Annotated in this window: 18 protein-coding genes; 14 read left to right on the forward strand and 4 right to left on the reverse strand. The window is 65.4% G+C overall.

Annotation, left to right across the window (positions count from 1 at the left end; all coding sequences use genetic code 11):
- Nucleotides 1-175: 175 nt before the first annotated feature.
- Complete coding sequence (locus L0U83_RS06720; RefSeq protein ID WP_233881495.1) at nt 176-985, forward strand: YhfC family intramembrane metalloprotease; 810 nt, start codon at nt 176-178, stop codon at nt 983-985.
- Nucleotides 986-1,018: 33 nt separating this feature from the next.
- Nucleotides 1,019-1,384: a DUF3022 domain-containing protein gene (locus tag L0U83_RS06725; RefSeq protein WP_233881496.1), complete on the forward strand. Its 366-nt coding sequence runs from the start codon at nt 1,019-1,021 to the stop codon at nt 1,382-1,384.
- A 49-nt stretch (nt 1,385-1,433) separates the two neighbouring features.
- Here the strand turns inward: L0U83_RS06725 and L0U83_RS06730 are convergent, their stop codons facing one another.
- Nucleotides 1,434-1,868, reverse strand: coding sequence for a PGDYG domain-containing protein (locus L0U83_RS06730; protein WP_233881497.1), 435 nt, complete (start codon nt 1,866-1,868; stop codon nt 1,434-1,436).
- Between the two features lie 176 nt (nt 1,869-2,044).
- Complete coding sequence (locus L0U83_RS06735) at nt 2,045-2,590, reverse strand: Spy/CpxP family protein refolding chaperone (protein WP_233881498.1); 546 nt, start codon at nt 2,588-2,590, stop codon at nt 2,045-2,047.
- A 225-nt stretch (nt 2,591-2,815) separates the two neighbouring features.
- Here L0U83_RS06735 and L0U83_RS06740 point away from each other — a divergent pair, with 225 nt between their 5' ends.
- Both L0U83_RS06740 and L0U83_RS06745 read left to right on the forward strand, forming a co-directional pair.
- Entirely contained in the window at nt 2,816-3,280 is a 465-nt protein-coding gene (locus L0U83_RS06740; RefSeq protein WP_028207862.1) for an Lrp/AsnC family transcriptional regulator, read from the forward strand.
- A 209-nt stretch (nt 3,281-3,489) separates the two neighbouring features.
- Nucleotides 3,490-4,593: a saccharopine dehydrogenase family protein gene (locus L0U83_RS06745; protein ID WP_233881499.1), complete on the forward strand. Its 1,104-nt coding sequence runs from the start codon at nt 3,490-3,492 to the stop codon at nt 4,591-4,593.
- Nucleotides 4,594-4,597: 4 nt separating this feature from the next.
- Here the strand turns inward: L0U83_RS06745 and L0U83_RS06750 are convergent, their stop codons facing one another.
- Both L0U83_RS06750 and cydX read right to left on the reverse strand, forming a co-directional pair.
- Nucleotides 4,598-5,191 (reverse strand): P-loop nucleotide/nucleoside kinase family protein, encoded by a 594-nt coding sequence (locus L0U83_RS06750; protein ID WP_233881500.1) that lies wholly within the window; start codon nt 5,189-5,191, stop codon nt 4,598-4,600.
- Nucleotides 5,188-5,367, reverse strand: coding sequence for a cytochrome bd-I oxidase subunit CydX (gene cydX, locus L0U83_RS06755; protein ID WP_233883763.1), 180 nt, complete (start codon nt 5,365-5,367; stop codon nt 5,188-5,190). Before cydX ends, L0U83_RS06750 begins: the two co-directional genes overlap by 4 nt.
- A 144-nt stretch (nt 5,368-5,511) precedes the next feature.
- Here cydX and L0U83_RS06760 point away from each other — a divergent pair, with 144 nt between their 5' ends.
- The 10 genes from L0U83_RS06760 (at nt 5,512) to L0U83_RS06805 (ending at nt 19,356) form a co-directional block, all read left to right on the forward strand.
- Nucleotides 5,512-5,958, forward strand: a complete 447-nt coding sequence (locus tag L0U83_RS06760; RefSeq protein ID WP_233881501.1) for a hypothetical protein — start codon at nt 5,512-5,514, stop codon at nt 5,956-5,958.
- A gap of 205 nt (nt 5,959-6,163) precedes the next feature.
- A complete protein-coding gene (gene corA / locus L0U83_RS06765) occupies nt 6,164-7,141 on the forward strand; it encodes a magnesium/cobalt transporter CorA (RefSeq protein WP_233881502.1) in 978 nt (325 codons plus the stop codon).
- 180 nt (nt 7,142-7,321) lie between these two features.
- Nucleotides 7,322-8,284 carry a sugar ABC transporter substrate-binding protein gene (locus L0U83_RS06770; protein ID WP_233881503.1) on the forward strand — a complete coding sequence of 321 codons (963 nt, stop codon included), beginning with the start codon at nt 7,322-7,324 and terminating at the stop codon, nt 8,282-8,284.
- A 282-nt stretch (nt 8,285-8,566) separates the two neighbouring features.
- A complete protein-coding gene (locus L0U83_RS06775; protein WP_233883764.1) occupies nt 8,567-10,297 on the forward strand; it encodes a sugar ABC transporter ATP-binding protein in 1,731 nt (576 codons plus the stop codon).
- A complete protein-coding gene (locus L0U83_RS06780; protein ID WP_233881504.1) occupies nt 10,294-11,379 on the forward strand; it encodes an ABC transporter permease in 1,086 nt (361 codons plus the stop codon). The genes L0U83_RS06775 and L0U83_RS06780 overlap by 4 nt, the downstream gene beginning before the upstream one ends.
- A 139-nt stretch (nt 11,380-11,518) precedes the next feature.
- A complete protein-coding gene (locus L0U83_RS06785) occupies nt 11,519-12,556 on the forward strand; it encodes a LacI family DNA-binding transcriptional regulator (protein WP_233881505.1) in 1,038 nt (345 codons plus the stop codon).
- A gap of 46 nt (nt 12,557-12,602) precedes the next feature.
- A complete protein-coding gene (gene rbsK / locus L0U83_RS06790) occupies nt 12,603-13,544 on the forward strand; it encodes a ribokinase (protein WP_308445025.1) in 942 nt (313 codons plus the stop codon).
- Between the two features lie 193 nt (nt 13,545-13,737).
- On the forward strand, nt 13,738-15,516 hold the full coding sequence (locus L0U83_RS06795; protein ID WP_233881506.1) for a methyl-accepting chemotaxis protein: 1,779 nt from the start codon (nt 13,738-13,740) through the stop codon (nt 15,514-15,516).
- A 382-nt stretch (nt 15,517-15,898) separates the two neighbouring features.
- Complete coding sequence (locus L0U83_RS06800) at nt 15,899-16,660, forward strand: 2-keto-4-pentenoate hydratase (protein WP_233881507.1); 762 nt, start codon at nt 15,899-15,901, stop codon at nt 16,658-16,660.
- 773 nt (nt 16,661-17,433) lie between these two features.
- The gene (locus L0U83_RS06805; RefSeq protein ID WP_069265701.1) at nt 17,434-19,356 is read left to right on the forward strand and encodes a PrkA family serine protein kinase; all 1,923 of its coding nucleotides are present in this window, start codon (nt 17,434-17,436) and stop codon (nt 19,354-19,356) included.
- Nucleotides 19,357-19,449: the final 93 nt, after the last annotated feature.

The raw sequence follows: 19,449 nt of genomic DNA on the forward strand, positions 1-19,449 counted from the left end.
TGAGCCGGCTGACTGCGTGGGCTGACTGCGTGGGCTGACTGAGCGGGCTGACTGAGCGCTCCAACGGCGCGATTCCAAGGCCTGCGCGCAGCCGGGCCTGCGCGCGGGCGTCAATATCTGCGATCATTCGGGCTGCGGCGCGCGTGCGTGCGTGCCGAACGTCATAAGGAAGCCCATGTTTGTAGCCCCGATCACGCTCGTCTGCCTCTCGCTCGCGACGCTGTTCGTCGCCGCCTTGCCCGTATCGCTCTATCGCCGGCTGCGCGCGCCATTCGCGCTCGACTGGCGCGATACGATCGCGGGCGTCGCCATCTTCGCGTTCTTCGCAACCGTGATCGAGCGCGCCATCAATGACTACATGCTGCACGGGAACGCCGCCACGGCGCAGGTGCTCTCGAATCCCGCGTTCTTCGTGCTGTACGGCACGCTCGCCGCGGGCGTGTGCGAGGAGGTCGGCCGCTATATCGCCATGCGGATCATCGCGCGCCGCGCCGCGCGCAAGCCCAATACCCCCGCGGACAGCGCGGCGTTCGGCTACGGCATCGGCCATGCGGGCGCGGAGGCGTGGTTCGTGGGCGTGCTCGTGCAACTGCAGTGGATCGTATTCGCGGTGCTCGCAAATCGTGGCGATCTCGACGAGCATCTCTCCAACCTCACGATGGACTCGGTCTTGCGCGTGCATCTGATACTCGGGAGCCTTTCGCCGTTTTTCGCGGGCGTGTTCGCGCTCGAGCGTACGGCCGCATTCGTGTTCCAGATCGGGTTATCGGTGCTGATGTGGCGCGGCGTGCGCGCGGGATGGAAGGGGATTTTGCCGCTCGCGATCCTGGTGCACGCGCTCATCGACGTGCCTGCGGCGATGTACCAGGCGCATCTTGCGCCACTCGTCGTCGTGGATGGTTTGTATGCGGTGGCGGCCCTGGTGGTCGCCGTCGTGCTCTTCAGGATGTGCCGCCCGCAGCGGCGCGTCGCGCGCGCTGCGTGAGTCTGCGCGATTCACTCCTTTTTTCTGGCGTCAATGGAAGACTATCTGTTTGAATGTGCGAGCCCCGATTTCGACGAGCTCGCCCGCGTGATCGCCGACATCTTTCCCGAGCAGACGCGCTTTGCCGAAGATCCGAACGAGAACGGCGTGCCGCAACTGGTCGTGCACTGGGTGGCGATGCGCTTCGGCTCGAAGGCGCGCCGCATGGCGCTCACGATCGCGCTGGCGCCTGCTGCGCTCGCGCGCTATCGCGCGTTGCCACCGCGGCTGCGCGGACGCAGCTTCGCGGTGTTGCGAGCCTACGTGGAGGCGACGATCGAATCGCTAGAGGAACAGCACGCGAAAGGCGAAGACGTGCCGCGCGAGGTAACGATCGCGCTGGATGAAGAGTTTGCGTAAAGCGACGAAGGGCTGGGCGCATCGCGCCCGGTCGGCGTTGTCCTGAAGCTCAGCTCGCGAGCTTGTAGACCTTGGCGAAACGCGCGGCCTGCACGACGCCATAGTCGCCGGGCGCGTACTGCATGACCCAGTCGCCGGCCACACCGCTCAGCCGGTCGCCGCCGGCCGAACGCACAAGCGTGAACGGCTCGTCCATGCGCCGTGCGAGCACGACGACCTGGTGGTTGCGATACGCGCCTGATTCGCCGTGGGGGAGGGTGTCGCTCGCTGGCAGATACTTCGCATCGAATCGATCGCGGGATACGACCCAGCGATCGCCGGTTGAACCGGTAATGATCGCGTCGCCAGGCGCGTAGCGGTTCGGGCCTTCCAGGCTCATCAGCTCGCCGGCAACGGCTGCGAACTCGACGCTCACGGTTTCGTCCTTGACGACGCGCTGTGCGGCAGGGTCGACGCTCAGGTCGAGTTGGGTCAGTTCAATCATGGCGTCGGCAGCGGACCTGCTTTACAAGAATCGGGTTCCAAAGAAGCAACGGCCGGGCGAAACTGCCCGGCCGTCGCGCGGTCCGCAAGGGTACCCTGGATCGGGCCGCCGCGCACGCGTGGGAGCGTGGCCGGTTCGACGAGTGCCCTTACTGCGCCTTGCTGTTGGACACAGCGTTACTGCGCGGCCGGTGTGCTGGCCGCTTCGCTGTCGCTTGCTGCTGCGTCTGCGGACGGCTTTGCCTTACCCTTGTGCTTCGGCTTCATCGGCTTGCCCGAAGGGCCATGCTCGTTGCCGTGACGGAAGGTCTGGTCGGCGAGCTTCTTTTGCTCAGGCGAGAGGCTCGTGTAGAGCGGCTCGAACGCCGTGACGAGCTTCTGCATGTCTTCGGCGTGCGCCTGCGAGATTTGCGCGTACTGCTTCATGTCGTCGAGTGCGTTGCGCGTGCTCTCGCCTTCCATGCGCTGCTTGTAGAGGCCGGCCATGGTCTGGCCGTTGCTGCGCATGACGTCGGCGAACGTATTCCATTGCGGCTCTTGCTCGGGCGTGATCTTGAGCTGCGTATGCAGCCACGTGATGCGCTCCTCGACACGCTGCTGATGCTGCGCGGCACGCACGTCGGCGCTCGATGCAGCCGAGGCTGCGGCGGCCGGAGCGGCGCTTTGCGCAAATGCGCCGCTCATCGCGAGCGAGGCGGCAAGGATGACGAAAGCTTTCTTCATTGTGACTCCTTGAATCATTTCGTAGCGGGTAGCACGGCCAGAATGCCTGCAGCCGGTATTAGTACCACGTTCTCGCTTCACGACGCCCCGGCTGCGACACTTGCTTACAAACGAAACGCGTGGAAATACCCGTCACGCATGGCTTGCACGCCGTGACCGCCGCTCAGGCGCCCAGCCACGCGCGATAATGACGCCGTTCAGACTTCTCGAAGAGACCGCCGCCCGATGAGACCTCCGCGCCTCGATCAACTCGACGACCTCGACCGCAGCCTCGTCGCGCTGCTGCAGGAAAACGCGCGCGAAAGCGTCGCGAACCTCGCACGGCGCCTCGGCGTTGCGCGCACCACGGTGCTTGCGCGCATCGAGCGCCTGGAGCGCACGCAGGTGATTGCGGGCTACGGCGTGCGCCTCGGCCAGGACGTGCTCGACGCGAGCTTGCAGGCGTGGGTCGGGCTCATCATCGCGCCGCGCCACGGGCCCGATGTGCAAAAGCGCCTCGGCAAGATGCCCGAAGTGCAGTTGCTGTGCGCCGTGAGCGGTGAGTACGACTACGTCGCGTGGCTGCGCGCCGATTCGCCCGACCGCCTCAACGACCTGCTCGACCAGATCGGCGGCATGCCGGGCGTGGAGCGCACGACCACCTCGATCGTGCTCGCGCGCAAGGTCGATCGCGGGTCGGTGACGGGCTGAACTGTGGGCTGAACTGCGGGTTGAACGACGGGGCATTCTCCATCGAAATTGAATGTTTTCGTCATTTCGACGAAACGCATCGTCATAATGACGAAAATCACGGTCGAAACGCATCGTTTTGCATCTATGAACCGTTTTTGTCTCTCCCTAGACTGTGTTTGAGCGGGCGCTGCCCATCCCCAAGCATAGAAAACCAAAGGAGATGACACATGAAAGTTGCGATTGCAGGCGCCGGCCTGATCGGCCACACCATTGCCCACATGCTGCGCGAGAGCGGCGACTACGAAGTGGCTGCCTTCGACCGCGATGCAAAGGTTCTCGAACCGCTCGCGGCGCAGGGCATCCCCACCGCACGCGTCGATTCCGGTGACGCTGCCGCGCTGCGCGGCGCGCTCGAAGGCTACGACGTGCTCATCAACGCGCTGCCGTATTACCTGGCGGTGAACGTCGCATCGGCGGCGAAGGGCGCGGGCGTCCATTACTTCGACCTGACCGAGGACGTGCGCGCGACCCACGCGATCCGCGCGCTGGCCGAGGGCGCCGAGCATGTGTTCATGCCGCAATGTGGTCTCGCGCCCGGCTTCATCGGCATTGCGGCGCATGCGCTCGCGAGCCGCTTCACCGAGATCCGCGACGTCAAGATGCGCGTGGGCGCGCTGCCGCAGTTCCCCACCAACGCGCTCAAGTACAACCTGACGTGGAGCGTGGACGGTCTCATCAACGAGTACTGCCAGCCGTGCGAAGCGATCCGTGAAAGCCGCACGCAGTGGGTGCAGCCGCTCGAAGGCCTCGAGCACTTCTCGCTCGACGGCGTGGAATACGAGGCCTTCAATACCTCCGGCGGTTTGGGCACGCTCTGCGAGACGCTCTCGGGCAAAGTCGAGTCGCTAGACTACAAGTCGGTGCGCTATCCGGGTCATCGCGCGCTCATGCAGTTCCTGCTCGAAGACCTGCGCCTGTCCAGCGACCGCGACACGCTCAAGTCCATCATGCGACGCTCGGTGCCCGCCACGGAGCAGGATGTCGTGCTCATCTTCATGACCGTGACCGGCATGCGCGACGGCAAGCTCGTACAGGAAGTGTTCACGCGCAAGATCTTCGCGAAGACGGTGTGCGGCGTGCCCATGAGCGCGATCCAGATCACCACGGCCGGCGCCATGTGCGCGGTGCTCGATTTGTTCCGCGAGAAGCGTCTGCCGCAAGCCGGGTTCGTGCGCCAGGAGCAGGTGTCGCTTCAGCAGTTCCTCGCGAACCGCTTCGGTCAGGTGTACGAAGGCGCGACGCTCGACAGCCGCGCGAAGGTGGCGGCCTGAAGTCTCAGGCCGATGCCGTTGCCGACACGATGCGCTGTAGCAGCGCGTCGTAGTCGGCCGCGGCGGGCGCGGTGTTGTCGAAGAGGAGAAGGCCGTCGAGTTGCGCGCCCGACGGCATGAAACGCCGCTGCCGGTATTCGTCCCAGTGAGCGAGCTTGTAGGCGTCGATGGGATGGGCGCGCGCGACGATGCGCGCGTGCGCCGTTTCCTCGCTCGTATGCACCCACACCACAGTGAGCCCCACATCAGGACCGACGCCAAGCCAGGCACGGTCGAACAGCTTGCGCTCGCGCACCTCGCGCGACAGCGGGCCGACCACGAGCGCACTCACGCCAAGCTCGATGTTTTCGCGGGCGGTGTCGATGAGCCCCCGGTACTCGGGGTCGCGCAAATGCAGCAGGAAGAGCGGGCTGTCGCGATCGTTCGGGTCGTGCGTGAGCGCGCCCATCGCGGCTGCGCTGTAGCTGCCGTAGAGCGTGTCCTTGTCCAGCAGGCAGAAGGGCTCGCCAGTCTCGCGGGCGAGCCGGGCGAATAGCCGTTTGGCAAGCGATGTCTTGCCGGCTCCGGCGTGGCCGCAAAAGAACACCAGTCTCGTCACGGGCGGCGTACCTCGCCGCGTGGTGTGCCGGCGTCGGCCGGCGGGGCGTTTTCCGGCCCGGCCTCTTCGGGGCCGTGTCCGTTCAGGAATTTGCCGTTCGCGTCGAGCCACATCACGTTGATGATGCCAAAGCCGAGCGCAACGCCGATGCCGAGGATCCACGAGAAGTACCACATGGCCGTTGCCTCCTCTTTGTGCAGGTTGCGAGCGCCGCCGCGCATTCTTCGAAGCATATAACATCGATGATCGATCTGGCGCCCATACGTATATGATGGGCGCGAACCGCAAGCCAGGCCGGATAAAACAAGGGGAAAGCGCCCATGCCGCTGATGCCGTCGCGCAGGTCGATTGCGAGCATCGCCGCCGCCGTCGCGGTGGTCACCGCGTTCGCACTCGGCGGCTGCGCTGAGGAACAGCCGGCGCCCATGCCATTCAAGGCCGTGCCGGCCGAGCGCATCCTGAAGCCGGGCTACACCGAGCCCGGTGCGGGCCTCGTGGCCGTGGACGTGCGCCGCGAGCGCACCCGCAACGTCATCGTGAAATTCCGCGACGCGCCCGTCTACATCGACGGCGAACCCGTCACCGACCTCATGGACGGCGAGCACGTCACGTTCTACCTCAAGCCGGGCGTGCATCGCATCGGCGTGACGACGCAGTTCGATCCCGTGATCGAGCTGCGCTTCCTCGTGGATCCGCGCTACACCAACCGCGCGAGCGTCACATTCGACAAGAATGACCGCATCGGCATCCGCCGCGTGGCCCAGTAGGCCGCAAACCGGTCGCCAATTCGCCGCCACCGTTGCACGGCGGGCACGGGCAGTGCTCTCAGGCGCCAGTCCGGCGCGGCCAGACGGGCGCAAGCCGCTCGGGAACCTCGTCCAGGCGCCGCCGGTCAACGGAACACCTTACACTTGGCAACCGGTGCAACTCGAAGCGGCGCGGGCGCGACCCGCCGCCCGGAAGAAAAGGAACATGCTAATCAACTGCGTCGCGTATCAAGGCGGCAAGAAACTGGCCGACGTCTCCGTCGAGGCCATCAGCGACTATCTGGCGAAGCCCGAGTGTTTCGTCTGGGTCGCGCTCAAGGATCCCGACGCTGGCGAAATGGCCGCGATGAAGGAGGAGTTCGGCCTCCATGCGCTCGCCATCGAAGACGTGATGAACGGCAACCAGCGGCCGAAGATCGAGGAATACGGCGACACGCTCTTTTGCGTGCTCCACACGCTCGAACTCGACGACGACGGCGAAGTCATCACAGGCCAGGTGAACGTATTCGCCGGCCCCAATTTCGTGCTCTCGGTGCGCCACCGGGCGCAGCAGGGCTTCACCGACGTGCGCGCGCGTTGCGAGCGCGAGCCCGAATTGCTGCGCGAGGGCTCAGGTTTCGTGCTCTACGCGCTCATGGACAGTGTGGTCGACCGCTACGCGCCGGTGCTCGAAACGCTCTCTGGCGAAATCGAGGAACTGGAGGACCGCATCTTCGACAAGCACGACCTCGCGGGCTCGCGGGCGATCATCGAGGATCTCTATTCGCTCAAGCGCCGGCTCGTGATCCTCGCGCATCACGTCACACCGCTCGTGGATGCCGTCGGCAAGCTCGTGGGCGGACGCATCCCGCAAATCTGCGTGGGCATGCAAGCGTATTACCGCGATGTGTACGACCACCTCGTGCGCGTGTCCAACATGATCGACGCGCGCCGCGAAATGATCGTCACGGCCGTTCAGGTGAACCTCGGCATGATCTCCCTCGCGGAGAACGAAGTGACCAAGCGGCTCGGCTCGTTCGCCGCGCTCTTCGCCGTGCCGACGATGATTGCGGGTATCTATGGTATGAACTTCGAGCACATTCCGGAGCTGCATTTCAGGTTCGGCTACCAGATCTGTCTCGGCGCCATGCTCGTGCTCGATATCTTCCTGTTTTTCCTGTTTCGCCGTATCAACTGGCTTTGAGGCGGGGCGGGCGAGCTTCGGGTTGCTGCGCTGCCGCATCGAAATCCGAAGTTGGCGCCTGAGTGGGCACCCGAGTTGACATCGCTCAGCGCCTGCGCCGAGAATGGGCCGGCAGAAAACGTTTGCGCATAACCAGAAAGCAGGGCCCAGCCGGGCCCGACAAACCGGAGACTTCCAAAAATGAACTCCCGCATTCGCCGCCGCATCCTTCTCGCCGCCAGCGCGCTCGCCACGACCGCCGTGACGGGCGCCTTGCCGCTCGCGGCCCGCGCGCAGGCGCCTCACAAGCCGAAGGTCGCGCTCGTCATGAAGTCGCTCGCCAACGAGTTCTTCCTCACCATGGAGACCGGCGCGAAGGACTACCAGAAGCACAACGCTTCCCAGTTCGATCTCATCACCAACGGGATCAAGAACGAGACCGACACCGCCGCGCAAATCCAGATCGTCGAGCAGATGATCGTCTCGAAGGTCGACGCCATCGTGCTCGCGCCCGCCGACTCCAAGGCGCTCGTGCCCGTCGTGAAGAAGGCCGTGGACGCGGGCATCATCGTCGTGAACATCGACAACAAGCTCGACGCCGACGTGCTCAAGTCCAAGGACCTGAACGTGCCGTTCGTCGGTCCGGACAACCGCAAGGGCGCGCGCCTCGTGGGCGACTACCTGGCCAAGCGCCTGAAGTCGGGCGACCCGGTTGCCATCGTCGAGGGCGTTTCCACCACGACCAACGCGCAGCAGCGCACCGCGGGCTTCAAGGACGCGATGGATGCCGTGGGCGCGAAGATCGTCTCGACGCAATCGGGCGAGTGGGAGATCGACAAGGGCAATGCCGTCGCCGCCGCCATGCTCAACGAGTACCCTGACATCAAGGCGCTCCTGTGCGGCAACGACAACATGGCGATCGGCGCCGTGTCGGCCGTGCGCGCGGCGGGCAAGCAGGGCAAGGTGTACGTGGTCGGCTACGACAACATCGACGCCATCAAGCCGATGCTCAAGGACGGCCGCGTGCTCGCCACCGCCGACCAGTACGCGGCGAAGCAGGCCGTGTTCGGCATCGACACCGCCTTGAAGGCGCTCAAGGAGCACAAGAAGCAGTCGGAGCTGTCGGGCATCGTCGAAACGCCCGTGGTGCTCGTCACGAAGTAAGCGGCGAGCGGCCGCCGTGGCCGGCCAGGCCGCAGATCCGCGCCGCCGCGGCGGTATTTGTTCACTCAACTCAATAAACGCTCAAGAATCCCGCCGCGCAGCCGTTATTTGTACCGGGATGGCCGCATGGGCGGCCGTCTTCCGCCGGGTGGCGAATCGCTGCCCGGCGCGCCGTCCGCCGCCGCTCTACCGGAGTGCGCAGCGGCGGCGCGGACCCGCAGTATCCGGGTGGCGCTGTCACCGGTTGAACCCGGCGGCGCGGCTCGCGACTACAGGATCGTGATGGATGCAAATGTCCCCGACGTAGCGTCACCTGCGCCTGCCGTGCTTACGGTCACAGGCGTCGGGAAGACCTACGAGCAGCCGGTGCTCGCCGACGTCAGCCTCGCGCTGTACGCCGGCGAAGTGCTTGCGCTCACGGGGGAAAACGGCGCGGGCAAGAGCACGCTCTCAAAGATCGTGAGCGGTCTGACGGCGCCGAGCGCCGGCAGCATGACACTGATGGGCCGTACCTACGCCCCGGCGAGCCGCCGCGAAGCCGAGGCGCTCGGCGTGCGCATGGTCATGCAGGAGCTGAACCTGCTGCCCACGCTGAGCGTCGCGGAGAATCTTTTTCTGGACCGCCTGCCGCAGTCTGGGCCGTTGCGGTTCGGCTGGATCGATCGCAAGCGGCTGCACGAAAATGCGCGGGCCGCGATGGCGCAGGTCGGGCTCGACGCGATCGACCCCGACACGCCGGTGGGGGAGCTTGGCATCGGGCATCAGCAACTCGTGGAGATCGCGCGCAACCTGATCGGCAGCACCGATGGTGCTTTGGGTGCCGATGGTGCCGAAGATCCGAAGCGCAGCGACATGCGCGTGCTGATCCTCGACGAGCCCACGGCCATGCTCACGGCTCGCGAGGTCGAACTGCTGTTCGAGCAGATCGCGCGGCTGAAGGCGCGCGGCGTGGCGCTCGTCTACATCTCGCACCGGCTCGAAGAACTCGAGCGCATTGCGCAGCGCGTCGCGGTGCTGCGCGACGGCAAGCTCGTGCGCGTGGACGCCATGGCGAACCTCACGCCCGAGCGCATCGTCGCGCTGATGGTGGGGCGCGAGCTTGGCGAGCGCATCGATCTGGGGCAGCGGCGCATCGGTGCGCCGCTTTTGAAGGTGGAAGGGCTCACGCGTGCGAAGGCCGTGCGCGACGTGTCGTTCGAGGTGCGCGCAGGCGAGATCTTCGGTGTTTCGGGGCTGATCGGCGCAGGCAGGACGGAGCTGATGCGGCTCATCTACGGCGCCGACCGCATGGAGCGCGGCACGGTGGCGCTGGCGCCCACGCCGGGCGCGGCGCCGCAGCCGGTGCAGATCGCCTCGCCCGCAGACGCGGTGCGGCTTGGCATCGCGCTCATCACCGAGGACCGCAAGGGCGAAGGGCTGCTGTTGCCGCAGCCGCTCGCCGCGAATGTGACGCTTGGCAACGTGGGCGCGGTGTCGCGCTACGGCGTCGTGGATGCGGCGCGCGAAAATACGCTCGCGCGCACGCAGATCGACGCACTGCGCATCCGCACGTCCGGGCCCGCACAGCCGGTGGGCGAGCTTTCGGGCGGCAATCAGCAGAAGGTCGTGATCGGCCGCTGGCTTGCGCGCGACATCACGCAGTCGATGCGCGTCGTGCTGTTCGACGAGCCCACGCGCGGGATCGACGTCGGCGCGAAGTTCGACATCTACGCGCTGATGGGCGCGCTCGCGCGCGAAGGCCGGGCACTCGTGGTGGTGTCGAGCGACCTGCGCGAACTGATGCTGATCTGCGACCGAATCAGCGTGATGTCGGCGGGGAAGATGACAGCGATCTACGCTCGCGATGAATGGAGCCAGGACAAGCTGCTGGCCGCCGCGTTCGCGGGACTGCGCGCCGAGGATGCACTCGTTGCCGACGCGGCCGAGCTGCCCGACATGGGTGAGGTGCCGCCACACGTAACAACGCGCAAGCCGCAGGTACGAAACGACGACCCACGAGGGAGCGCTTCATGACGAACGATCCGTTGCGCGGGCAACCGTCGCCCCAAGGTGACGAAAACGTTGGGCGAACCAGTTCGGCCAAAATCGTGCCGCCCGCTGCGCCAGATTCGGCGCCGCACAGGGTGCCAGCGAGTGGCAAACCCGTGGGTACGCGCTTTGGCTTCTCGAACTACCTGGGCCTCGCGCTCGCGTTGATCGCGATGATCGTGTTGTTCTCGCTGCTGAGTTCGCACTTCCTCACGTACGATACGTTCAGCACGATCGCGAACCAGATTCCCGATCTCGTGGTGATGGCCGTGGGCATGACCTTCGTGCTGATCATCGCGGGCATCGATCTCTCGGTGGGCTCGGTGCTCGCGCTCGGTGCCTCAGTGGTGAGCGTGGCGGCGCTCAAGTGGGGTTGGGGCGCGCTGCCGGCAGCGCTGCTCGGTCTCGTCGCCGCGGCGGCCACGGGCACGCTCACAGGAGCGGTGACGGTGGGCTGGCGCATCCCGTCGTTCATCGTCTCGCTCGGCGTGCTCGAGGCGGCGCGCGGGTTGGCGTACCAGATGACGAATTCGCGCACGGCGTATATCGGCGACGCGTTCGACTTTCTCTCGAACCCGATCGCATTCGGCATTTCGCCGGCGTTCCTGGTCGCAGTGGCGGTGATGGTGATCGCGCAACTGACGCTTACGCGCACGGTGTTCGGACGCTATCTGATTGGTATCGGTACCAACGAAGAGGCGGTGCGGTTGGCGGGCGTCGATCCGCGACCGTACAAGGTGATCGTGTTCGCGCTGATGGGCGCGCTGTCGGGGCTCGCGGCGCTCTTTCAGATCTCGCGCCTCGAAGCCGCCGATCCGAACGCCGGTGTCGGGCTGGAACTGCAGGTGATCGCGGCCGTGGTGATTGGCGGCACGAGCCTGATGGGCGGGCGCGGCTCGGTCATCAGTACGTTCTTCGGCGTGCTGATCATATCGGTGCTGGCCGCGGGGCTCGCGCAGATCGGTGCGAACGAGCCCACCAAGCGCATCATCACCGGCGCGGTGATCGTCGTGGCGGTCGTGCTCGACACGTACCGCAGCAGGCGAAGTCGTAAAAGCAGGACATAACAATTTATTCGAGGGCGCGGTCCGCAACGCAGCGCGGGCCGGCGGAAATGACCGGGGAAGCGACGCCAGACCATACCAACTACGGGCGCGCAGAGAGCCGGCAGCAACAGGTAGTAAAAAAGGCAGGAGCAACATAAATATGGCGACGATCAAAGATGTGGCCGCCGTGGCGGGGGTGTCTTTCACGACGGTGTCGCATGTGGTGAACAATTCGCGCCCGGTGTCGGCGGATGTGCGGGCCAAGGTCGAGCGAGCGATTCGCGACCTGAACTACGTGCCGTCGGCGGTGGCGCGCTCGCTCAAGGCGCGCGCCACGGCGACCGTAGGCCTGCTCGTGCCAAACGGCACGAATCCGTATTTCGCCGAGCTTGCGCGCGGCGTCGAGGACGCCTGCGCGCGCAAGGGCTACTGCGTGTTCTTCTGCAACTCCGACGACGACCCGGCCAAGCAGCGCAGCTATCTGCGCGTGCTGCAGGAAAAGCGCATCGACGGCCTCATCGTCGCCTCGGCGGGCGACGACGCCGTGCTGGCTTCGACGCTTGCCGACACCCGCGAGCCGATCGTCGTCATCGACCGCAACATCGAGGGGCTCGACGCCGATCTCGTGCAGATCGATCACGAGCGCGGCGCCTGGCTCGCCACACGGCATCTGCTCGAACTCGGGCATTCGCGCATCGGCTGCATCACCGGGCCGGTCACGACTGCAGTGAGCGCGATGCGTATGCACGGCTTCCTGCGCGCCATGTCGGAGCGCGGCGTAGAGATCGCGCCGGGTGCGATCGTCGAAAGCGACTTTTCCGGTGCGGGCGGCTACCGCGCGGCGGCGCAACTGTTCGACAGCGTGCGGCCGACCGCGATCTTCGCCGGCAACGACATGATGGGCATCGGCGCCTTGCGCGCGGCCGCCGAGCGCGGGTTGCGCGTGCCGGGCGACTGTTCGATCATCGGCTTCGACGATATCGAGCTTGGCAACTTCACGTGGCCCGCGCTCTCGACCGTCGGACAGCCGGCGCGCGCGCTCGGCGACATGGCGGCGCTCACGCTGATCGAGCGCATCGCGAACACGCGCGAAGAAGGCGCTCAGGCGCGACGCCGTGTGATGCCGCCCACGCTCTTTGCCCGCGAATCGACAGGGCCTCTGGTCGGCGCGGGGGAATACGCGCCGCTCGCGGCCTGAGGGGCAGCCGCACCTGAGACGCGCAGGCCACCATCAAGGAGGCATCGTGACGACTGACGCAGCAAAGCCGACCGGCGCGCGCGCTCGCGTGGCTGTGGTCGGCAGCCTGAATATGGATCTCGTCGCGCGTGCGCCGCGCCTGCCGGCTCCCGGCGAGACGCTTGCGGGTAGTGCGTTTGCGCAGGTGGCGGGCGGCAAGGGCGGTAATCAGGCGGTGGCCGCGGCGCGCCTGGGCGCCCAGGTCGCAATGATCGGCCAGGTAGGCGCCGACAGCAACGGTGAAGTACTGCGCGCGGGCCTGGTGGCAGAAGGAATCGACTGCGGCGCACTCGAAACGTCGCCGGGCGCGCCGACTGGCGTGGCGCTGATCATCGTCGACGACGCGAGCCAGAACGCCATCGTCATCGTGGCTGGCAGCAACGGCGAAGTCACGCCCGATACGATCGCGCGCCACGAGGCCGTGCTCGCGCAGGCTGACGTCGTGGTTTGCCAGCTCGAGACGCCCACGGACGCCGTGGCGGCTGCGCTCGCCGCCGCACGGCGGCTCGGCAAGGTCACCATCCTCAATCCAGCGCCCGCTACTGGGCCGCTGCCGGCGCAGTGGCTTGCGCTCATCGACTACCTCGTGCCGAACGAACTGGAGGCCGCGACGCTCACCGGCTTGCCCGCGAGCACGCCCGAAGAGGCCGCGCAGGCGGCGTTGGCACTGCGGGAGGCGGGCGCGCGCAACGTGCTGGTGACGCTCGGTGCGCAGGGCGTCTGCGCGCTGCTGGATGGCGCCGCGCCAGCTCATCTGCCCGCGCCGCGCGTGAATGCCGTGGATACGACGGCGGCAGGCGACACCTTCATCGGCGCGTTGGCCGCGCGCCTTGCCGCCGGCGCGCCTGCGCTCGAATCCATTGCGTTCGCGCTGCACGCGGCTTCCGTTTCTGTCACCCGAGCGGGCGCGCAACCTTCCATTCCGACGCTCGCCGAACTCGCCGGCTGAGCGAATTGGCACGTCTTGCAGACATGGCCGGCCGAAGCGCTGGTCATTCGTCCCGCGCATGAATGCTTTTCTCCAATACTTCATACCATATACATATTTCAAGACCAGGAAAGCCCGTGCCGTAAACGCCTGTTAGAGCGGCAACTCTACGTCGGGCGCTGGGCCCGACCACACTACAAGCGTTGGGGGAGTCATGGGCAAGGGCATCAGCATCAAGGCGCGCATCGGCATCACAATGGGCTTTCTGGCGACGTTGATTGTCGCGATCAGCGCGGTCGGATTGCTCGGTCTCACGCGTTCGAACGACGCGTATCGCGAGACCTTCACCGACCAGATGCCTAGTTCGCACGCGGTCAACCTCGCCGAGATCTATGCGGCGCGCGAGCGTCTCGCGCTCGACCGGGCCGCCTTCGAACTGGGTACGCCCGACGCCGCCGCAACGATCGAACGTGCGCACATGCTGCGCGGCGTATCGGACGACTTCTGGAAGAAGTACATGGCCTTGCAGCATGACAGCGAGGAAGCGCGCCTCGCTCAGGACGTCGCTGCGCGGCGCGAGGCGCTGCACCAGATTGCGGACCAGTTCTCTGTCACCGTCCAGTCGGGCGATCAGGCGAAGGTCACGGCTGGCGCCAAGGCGCTCAAGGAAGCCTACGACGGGCTCTCGAAGGCCGACGCCGTGCTCGACAAGTTCCAGATGACGCAGGCGCAGCAGGGTTTCGACGACGCACAGGCCGCGTTCTCGCAACTGCGCATCGCGTGTATTGCGGCGCTCCTGGTGGGCATCGGCGCTGCCGCGTATTCGTTCTTCTCGCTGCGCCGCGCCATTGCCGAGCCACTCGGCGAGGCGCTCGGCGCCTTCCATGCGATTGCCGCTGGCGACCTGCGCCGGCCCGTGGTCGTGCGCCGCAACGACGAAATGGGCGAACTGCTGGGCGGTGTCGCGCAGATGCAGCGCAGCCTCACCGAAACGGTGCGCTCGGTACGCTCTGGCACCGAATCAATCGCCACGGCCACGCGCGAGATTGCCGCCGGTAATCTCGACCTCTCGTCGCGCACCGAAGAGCAGGCCTCGGCGCTCCAGGAGACGGCCTCGAGCATGGAACAGCTCACGGGCACCGTGAAGCAGAACGCCGACAACGCCCGCCAGGCCAGCGCACTCGCCGCCAACGCCTCGGAAATCGCCAACAAGGGCAGTTCGGTCGTCAATCAGGTGGTCGGCACAATGGGCGATATCAATGACAGTTCCGCGAAGATCGCCGACATCATTACGATCATTGAGGGCATCGCGTTCCAGACGAACATTCTTGCGCTCAACGCGGCAGTCGAAGCGGCCCGCGCGGGCGAGGAGGGGCGCGGCTTCGCCGTGGTGGCGGGCGAGGTGCGCAGCCTTGCACAGCGCTCGTCGGCGGCGGCCAAGGAGATCAAGGGGCTCATCGACACGTCGGTGGAGCGCGTGCAGGCGGGCTCGGCGCTCGTCGACGAGGCTGGACACACGATGACCGAGATCATCGCCGCGGTGCAGCGCGTGACCGACATCATGGGTGAGATCGCGGCGGCCTCGCAGGAGCAGTCGGGCGGCATCGACCAGGTCGCGCGCGCTGTGACGCAGATGGACGAGGCGACCCAGCAGAATGCGGCGCTCGTCGAGGAGGCGGCGGCCGCAGCGCAATCGCTCGAGGACCAGGCGGGGCGCCTGCGCGAGGCCGTCGCGGTGTTCAGCCTCGACGACGCAGCGCTTGGGGCGCCGCCGGCGCAGACAGCTCGCTCCGTTGCCAGGACGGCTTCTGTCTCACGCTCGGTTGCGCGCCCCGCATCGGCCGGCGGTGCGTCTGCCGCCCCGGCAAAGCGCGCGCCGCGTAGCACTCCGGCTGCCGCCCAACCGGCCGCGCGGCCCGCTGCCGCCCCGAGCGCACCCGTGAGCGCGGTGGCATCGGGCACGGGTTCGAACGGCGACTGGGAGACCTTCTGACGCTGTTCTTATGAGGAACGAGGGCTTTCCCCGCACCCGAAAACCAGCCGCTGCGCCGCAGCGGCTTTTTTTTACGCCTTTGACCCCGATGTGCGGCCCCGCCGTGCGCCATATGGGCGCCGTTACGGTACATTGTCAGCCGTGTCATCTGCGCGGCCCGGTCGGCGCGCTACACTTCGGCGCCCAGCGGTGCCCACGAGCGGCATGACGTTGCACGGGGCGGTTCAGCCCGCGCACATGCACAAGGCGAACTGCACGGGGTGGTGCCGCAAGGCAAGGTACCCGCGCCGCAGGGCAAGGGAGGGCGCACGGCGCCAGGCAGGACGGATTGCGCCGGCATCGAGCGCCGGCGCCGCATGACAGCACAAACAAGGAACCAGACATGACGCATGACGATCTCGCGCAACGCCTCGTGAATGCGCGCCGGCATCATCATCTGATCGAAACCCTGGAGCCCGAGCGCGTGCCGCCGGACGCGGCCACGGCCTATGCGATCCAGCAGGCGGTGCTCGCCGGGCTCGAAACGACGACGGGCGGCTGGAAGGTGGGCGCGCGCGCGCCGGGCAGCCCCGCTTCCGGCGCGCCGATCCCGGCGCCGCTCGTGCACGCCTCGCCGGCGCGCTTCGAGCGTCGCCACTTCTTTCGCGTGCTCGTGGAGCTGGAGATCGCGTTTCGTTTTTCGGAACCGATCGTCCCGCGCGCCGAAGCCTATGCACGCGATGAGGTGCTTGCGCGCGTGGGCCAGATCCTCCCGGCCATTGAGATCGTCGATAGCCGTTTCGCGCAATGGCCCAACGTCGCGCCGCTCGCCCAGCTCGCCGATGCGCAGAACAATGGCGCACTCGTGACCGGCCACGCGCTACCGTACTCCGCGCTTGCCCGCGTGCTCGATTTCGTCGCCCCCGAGCTTGAACTGACGTTCGACGGCGCCTCGCTCGTGCCGGAGGCGCCAGGAAACCCCGCTGGCGATCCGCGCGAACTGCTCGTCTGGTTCGTCAATCATTGCGCCGCAATGGGCATCACGATCGAGCCCGATTGGACCATTACGACCGGCACCTATGTCGGTGCGCACCGCATCGATGCACCGGGCCTCCTGCACGGCCACATCGACGGGTTAGGGGAAGTCGAAGTCGAATTTGTCTAGGTCGCGCAAGTGTGCGCGATGTAACAATCGTACCTGTCACATTTGCTCTAACGAACAGCCGCCGCGCGCATTGCACGGCGGCTTTATTTTTTTGTACGCATTGCGCGTCTCATGGGTGTAAACCTGGCAGCCTGTCACGCGCGCCATCTTCATCGCGCGTGTGCGCGTCGTTCGATTCCAGCGGGAAAGCCACTACTGCCAACAGGGCCTGTCAACGCCGGCTCACATCCGCGCAAGAATGCGCGGCAGGTCACCGACACTGGCGAAATCGACGCGTAAAACGGGAAAAAAATCGCATTGACGCGTGCTCACAACAACCGCGTGGCAGTGCGCAATATGAGCGCGCCATGTGGGCCCGCGAACAAATCGTAACGAGTGGGTGTGCACCGGCGTTGCATTGGTGCGTTTGATGAAGAGGCACTGCGTATGCCGTAGCGCCGGACAGGCTGGACGACAAGGCGAAAAGCGGTCGAAGTTCAGGTGAATGACGTATTGCTGCGACTGCTCGGCCCGGGGGATTTGGGCAACATGCGGGCACAGCGTTTGAGAGGGAGCGTGACCCCGGTCTGAAATTTGCACCAGTGGGGAAGATCATTGTAAGTCGTTGTCCGGCGCCCTCCAAGCGCTCAATAATGCTTAGCTTTCGAGGGCACATCCGGCGCGATTTAACGGTGCGAAAAATTTCAAAAGGGTTTAGGATGAATTTGAGCGATGTCGTTTCCGAATAGCGCGCCGCGCACGACATCGGTCGCAGATCTCGGCGAGGAGGTAGCATGGATATCTACAGCAGCTTCGCGACCCGCTTCGAAAAAACGCGAGAGGAGGAGTTCTCGCTCGAGGAGTATCTCGCGCTCTGCAAGGAAGATCCCAATGCGTACGCCACGGCTGGCGAACGTATGCTGACGGCAATCGGCGAACCCGAACAGATCGACACCCGCAACGATCCGCGCCTGTCGCGCATCTTTGCGAACAAGGTCATCAAGGTGTATCCCGCATTCCGCGAGTTCTATGGCATGGAAGACGTGATCGAGCAGGTCGTCGCGTACTTCCGCCATGCGGCGCAAGGACTCGAAGAGAAGAAGCAGATTCTCTATCTGCTCGGTCCGGTGGGCGGCGGCAAGTCCTCCATTGCCGAGCGTCTGAAGCAGCTCATGGAGCGCGTGCCGTTTTACTCGATCAAGGGCTCGCCCGTGAACGAATCTCCGCTAGGGCTTTTCGACTACGACGAAGACGGTCCGATACTCGAAGAGCAATACGGCATACCTCGCCGTTACCTGCGGAGCATCTTGAGCCCATGGGCGGTGAAGCGCCTGCACGAATATAACGGCGACATCCGCAAGTTCCGCGTGGTGCGCCGCTTCCCCTCCATCCTGCGCCAGATCGGCATTGCGAAGACCGAGCCTGGTGACGAGAACAATCAGGACATCTCGTCGCTCGTCGGCAAGGTGGACATCCGCAAGCTCGAGCAATACGCACAGGATGACGCAGACGCGTACAGCTACTCCGGCGGCCTGTGTCTCGCGAATCAGGGCTTGCTCGAATTCGTCGAAATGTTCAAGGCGCCGATCAAGGTGCTGCACCCGCTGCTCACGGCCACCCAGGAAGGCAACTTCAAGGGCACCGAAGGATTCGGCGCGATACCGTTCAACGGCATCATCCTCGCGCACTCGAACGAGTCGGAGTGGAAGGCATTTCGCAACAACCGCAACAACGAGGCGCTGCTCGATCGTATCTTCGTGGTGAAGGTGCCTTACTGCCTGCGCTACTCGGAAGAGATGAAGATCTACGAGAAGCTCCTGCGCAATTCGTCGCTCGCCGAGGCCGTGTGCGCGCCGGGCACGCTGAAGATGATGGCGCAGATGTCGGTGCTCACGCGCTTGCAGGAGCCGGAGAACTCCAGCCTCTTCTCGAAGATGCAGGTGTACGACGGAGAAAACCTCAAGGACACCGATCCAAAAGCGAAGTCGTACCAGGAGTACCGCGATTTCGCAGGCGTCGACGAAGGCATGAACGGTGTGTCCACGCGCTTCGCGTTCAAGATCCTCTCGCGGGTGTTCAACTTCGACTCGACCGAAGTGGCCGCGAATCCGGTGCACCTCATGTACGTGCTCGAACAGCAGATCGAGCGCGAGCAGTTCCCGCCTGAAACCGAGCAGAAGTACCTGTCTTTCGTGAAGGACGTGCTGGCCTCGCGTTACGCGGAGTTCATCGGCAAGGAGATTCAGACCGCTTACCTCGAGTCGTATTCCGAATACGGGCAGAACATCTTCGACCGCTATGTCACGTACGCCGACTTCTGGATTCAGGATCAGGAGTTCCGCGATCACGACACGGGCGAGAGCTTTGACCGCGCGGCGTTGAACGCCGAGCTGGAGAAGATTGAGAAGCCAGCTGGCATCAGCAACCCGAAGGACTTCCGCAATGAAATCGTGAACTTCGTGCTGCGTGCGCGTGCTGCCAATGCCGGCAAGAACCCGGCGTGGATCAGCTATGAAAAGCTGCGCGTGGTGATCGAAAAGAAAATGTTTTCGAACACGGAAGAACTTTTGCCGGTCATCTCGTTCAATGCGAAAGGATCGGCGGAAGAGCAGCGCAAGCACGAAGACTTCGTCAATCGCATGGTGGCGAAGGGCTATACGCCGAAGCAGGTCCGGTTGCTCTGCGACTGGTATCTGCGGGTGCGCAAGTCGTCGTGAACGAGGAGGCTTTACCGTCCGAGCGCGCCGCCGCGATTTTGCGGCGGCGCAAAAGGACCCCCGGCGGGGCGCAGGCGGCGTGGCCATGAGCGG

The organism is Paraburkholderia flagellata, from assembly GCF_021390645.1.
GTDB classification, from domain to species: Bacteria; Pseudomonadota; Gammaproteobacteria; order Burkholderiales; family Burkholderiaceae; genus Paraburkholderia; species Paraburkholderia flagellata.

Bases quoted from the DNA above. Each gene is read 5' to 3' on its own strand.
- L0U83_RS06800 (WP_233881507.1), top strand. From the start codon at position 15,899: ATGACGCATGACGATCTCGCGCAACGCCTCGTGAATGCGCGCCGGCAT.
- L0U83_RS06720 (WP_233881495.1), top strand. From the start codon at position 176: ATGTTTGTAGCCCCGATCACGCTCGTCTGCCTCTCGCTCGCGACGCTG.
- corA (WP_233881502.1), top strand. From the start codon at position 6,164: ATGCTAATCAACTGCGTCGCGTATCAAGGCGGCAAGAAACTGGCCGAC.
- L0U83_RS06785 (WP_233881505.1), top strand. From the start codon at position 11,519: ATGGCGACGATCAAAGATGTGGCCGCCGTGGCGGGGGTGTCTTTCACG.
- L0U83_RS06760 (WP_233881501.1), top strand. From the start codon at position 5,512: ATGCCGCTGATGCCGTCGCGCAGGTCGATTGCGAGCATCGCCGCCGCC.
- L0U83_RS06770 (WP_233881503.1), top strand. From the start codon at position 7,322: ATGAACTCCCGCATTCGCCGCCGCATCCTTCTCGCCGCCAGCGCGCTC.
- L0U83_RS06735 (WP_233881498.1), bottom strand. From the start codon at position 2,590: ATGAAGAAAGCTTTCGTCATCCTTGCCGCCTCGCTCGCGATGAGCGGC.
- L0U83_RS06795 (WP_233881506.1), top strand. From the start codon at position 13,738: ATGGGCAAGGGCATCAGCATCAAGGCGCGCATCGGCATCACAATGGGC.
- L0U83_RS06805 (WP_069265701.1), top strand. From the start codon at position 17,434: ATGGATATCTACAGCAGCTTCGCGACCCGCTTCGAAAAAACGCGAGAG.
- L0U83_RS06725 (WP_233881496.1), top strand. From the start codon at position 1,019: ATGGAAGACTATCTGTTTGAATGTGCGAGCCCCGATTTCGACGAGCTC.
- L0U83_RS06730 (WP_233881497.1), bottom strand. From the start codon at position 1,868: ATGATTGAACTGACCCAACTCGACCTGAGCGTCGACCCTGCCGCACAG.
- L0U83_RS06780 (WP_233881504.1), top strand. From the start codon at position 10,294: ATGACGAACGATCCGTTGCGCGGGCAACCGTCGCCCCAAGGTGACGAA.
- cydX (WP_233883763.1), bottom strand. From the start codon at position 5,367: ATGTGGTACTTCTCGTGGATCCTCGGCATCGGCGTTGCGCTCGGCTTT.
- L0U83_RS06745 (WP_233881499.1), top strand. From the start codon at position 3,490: ATGAAAGTTGCGATTGCAGGCGCCGGCCTGATCGGCCACACCATTGCC.
- L0U83_RS06740 (WP_028207862.1), top strand. From the start codon at position 2,816: ATGAGACCTCCGCGCCTCGATCAACTCGACGACCTCGACCGCAGCCTC.
- L0U83_RS06775 (WP_233883764.1), top strand. From the start codon at position 8,567: ATGGATGCAAATGTCCCCGACGTAGCGTCACCTGCGCCTGCCGTGCTT.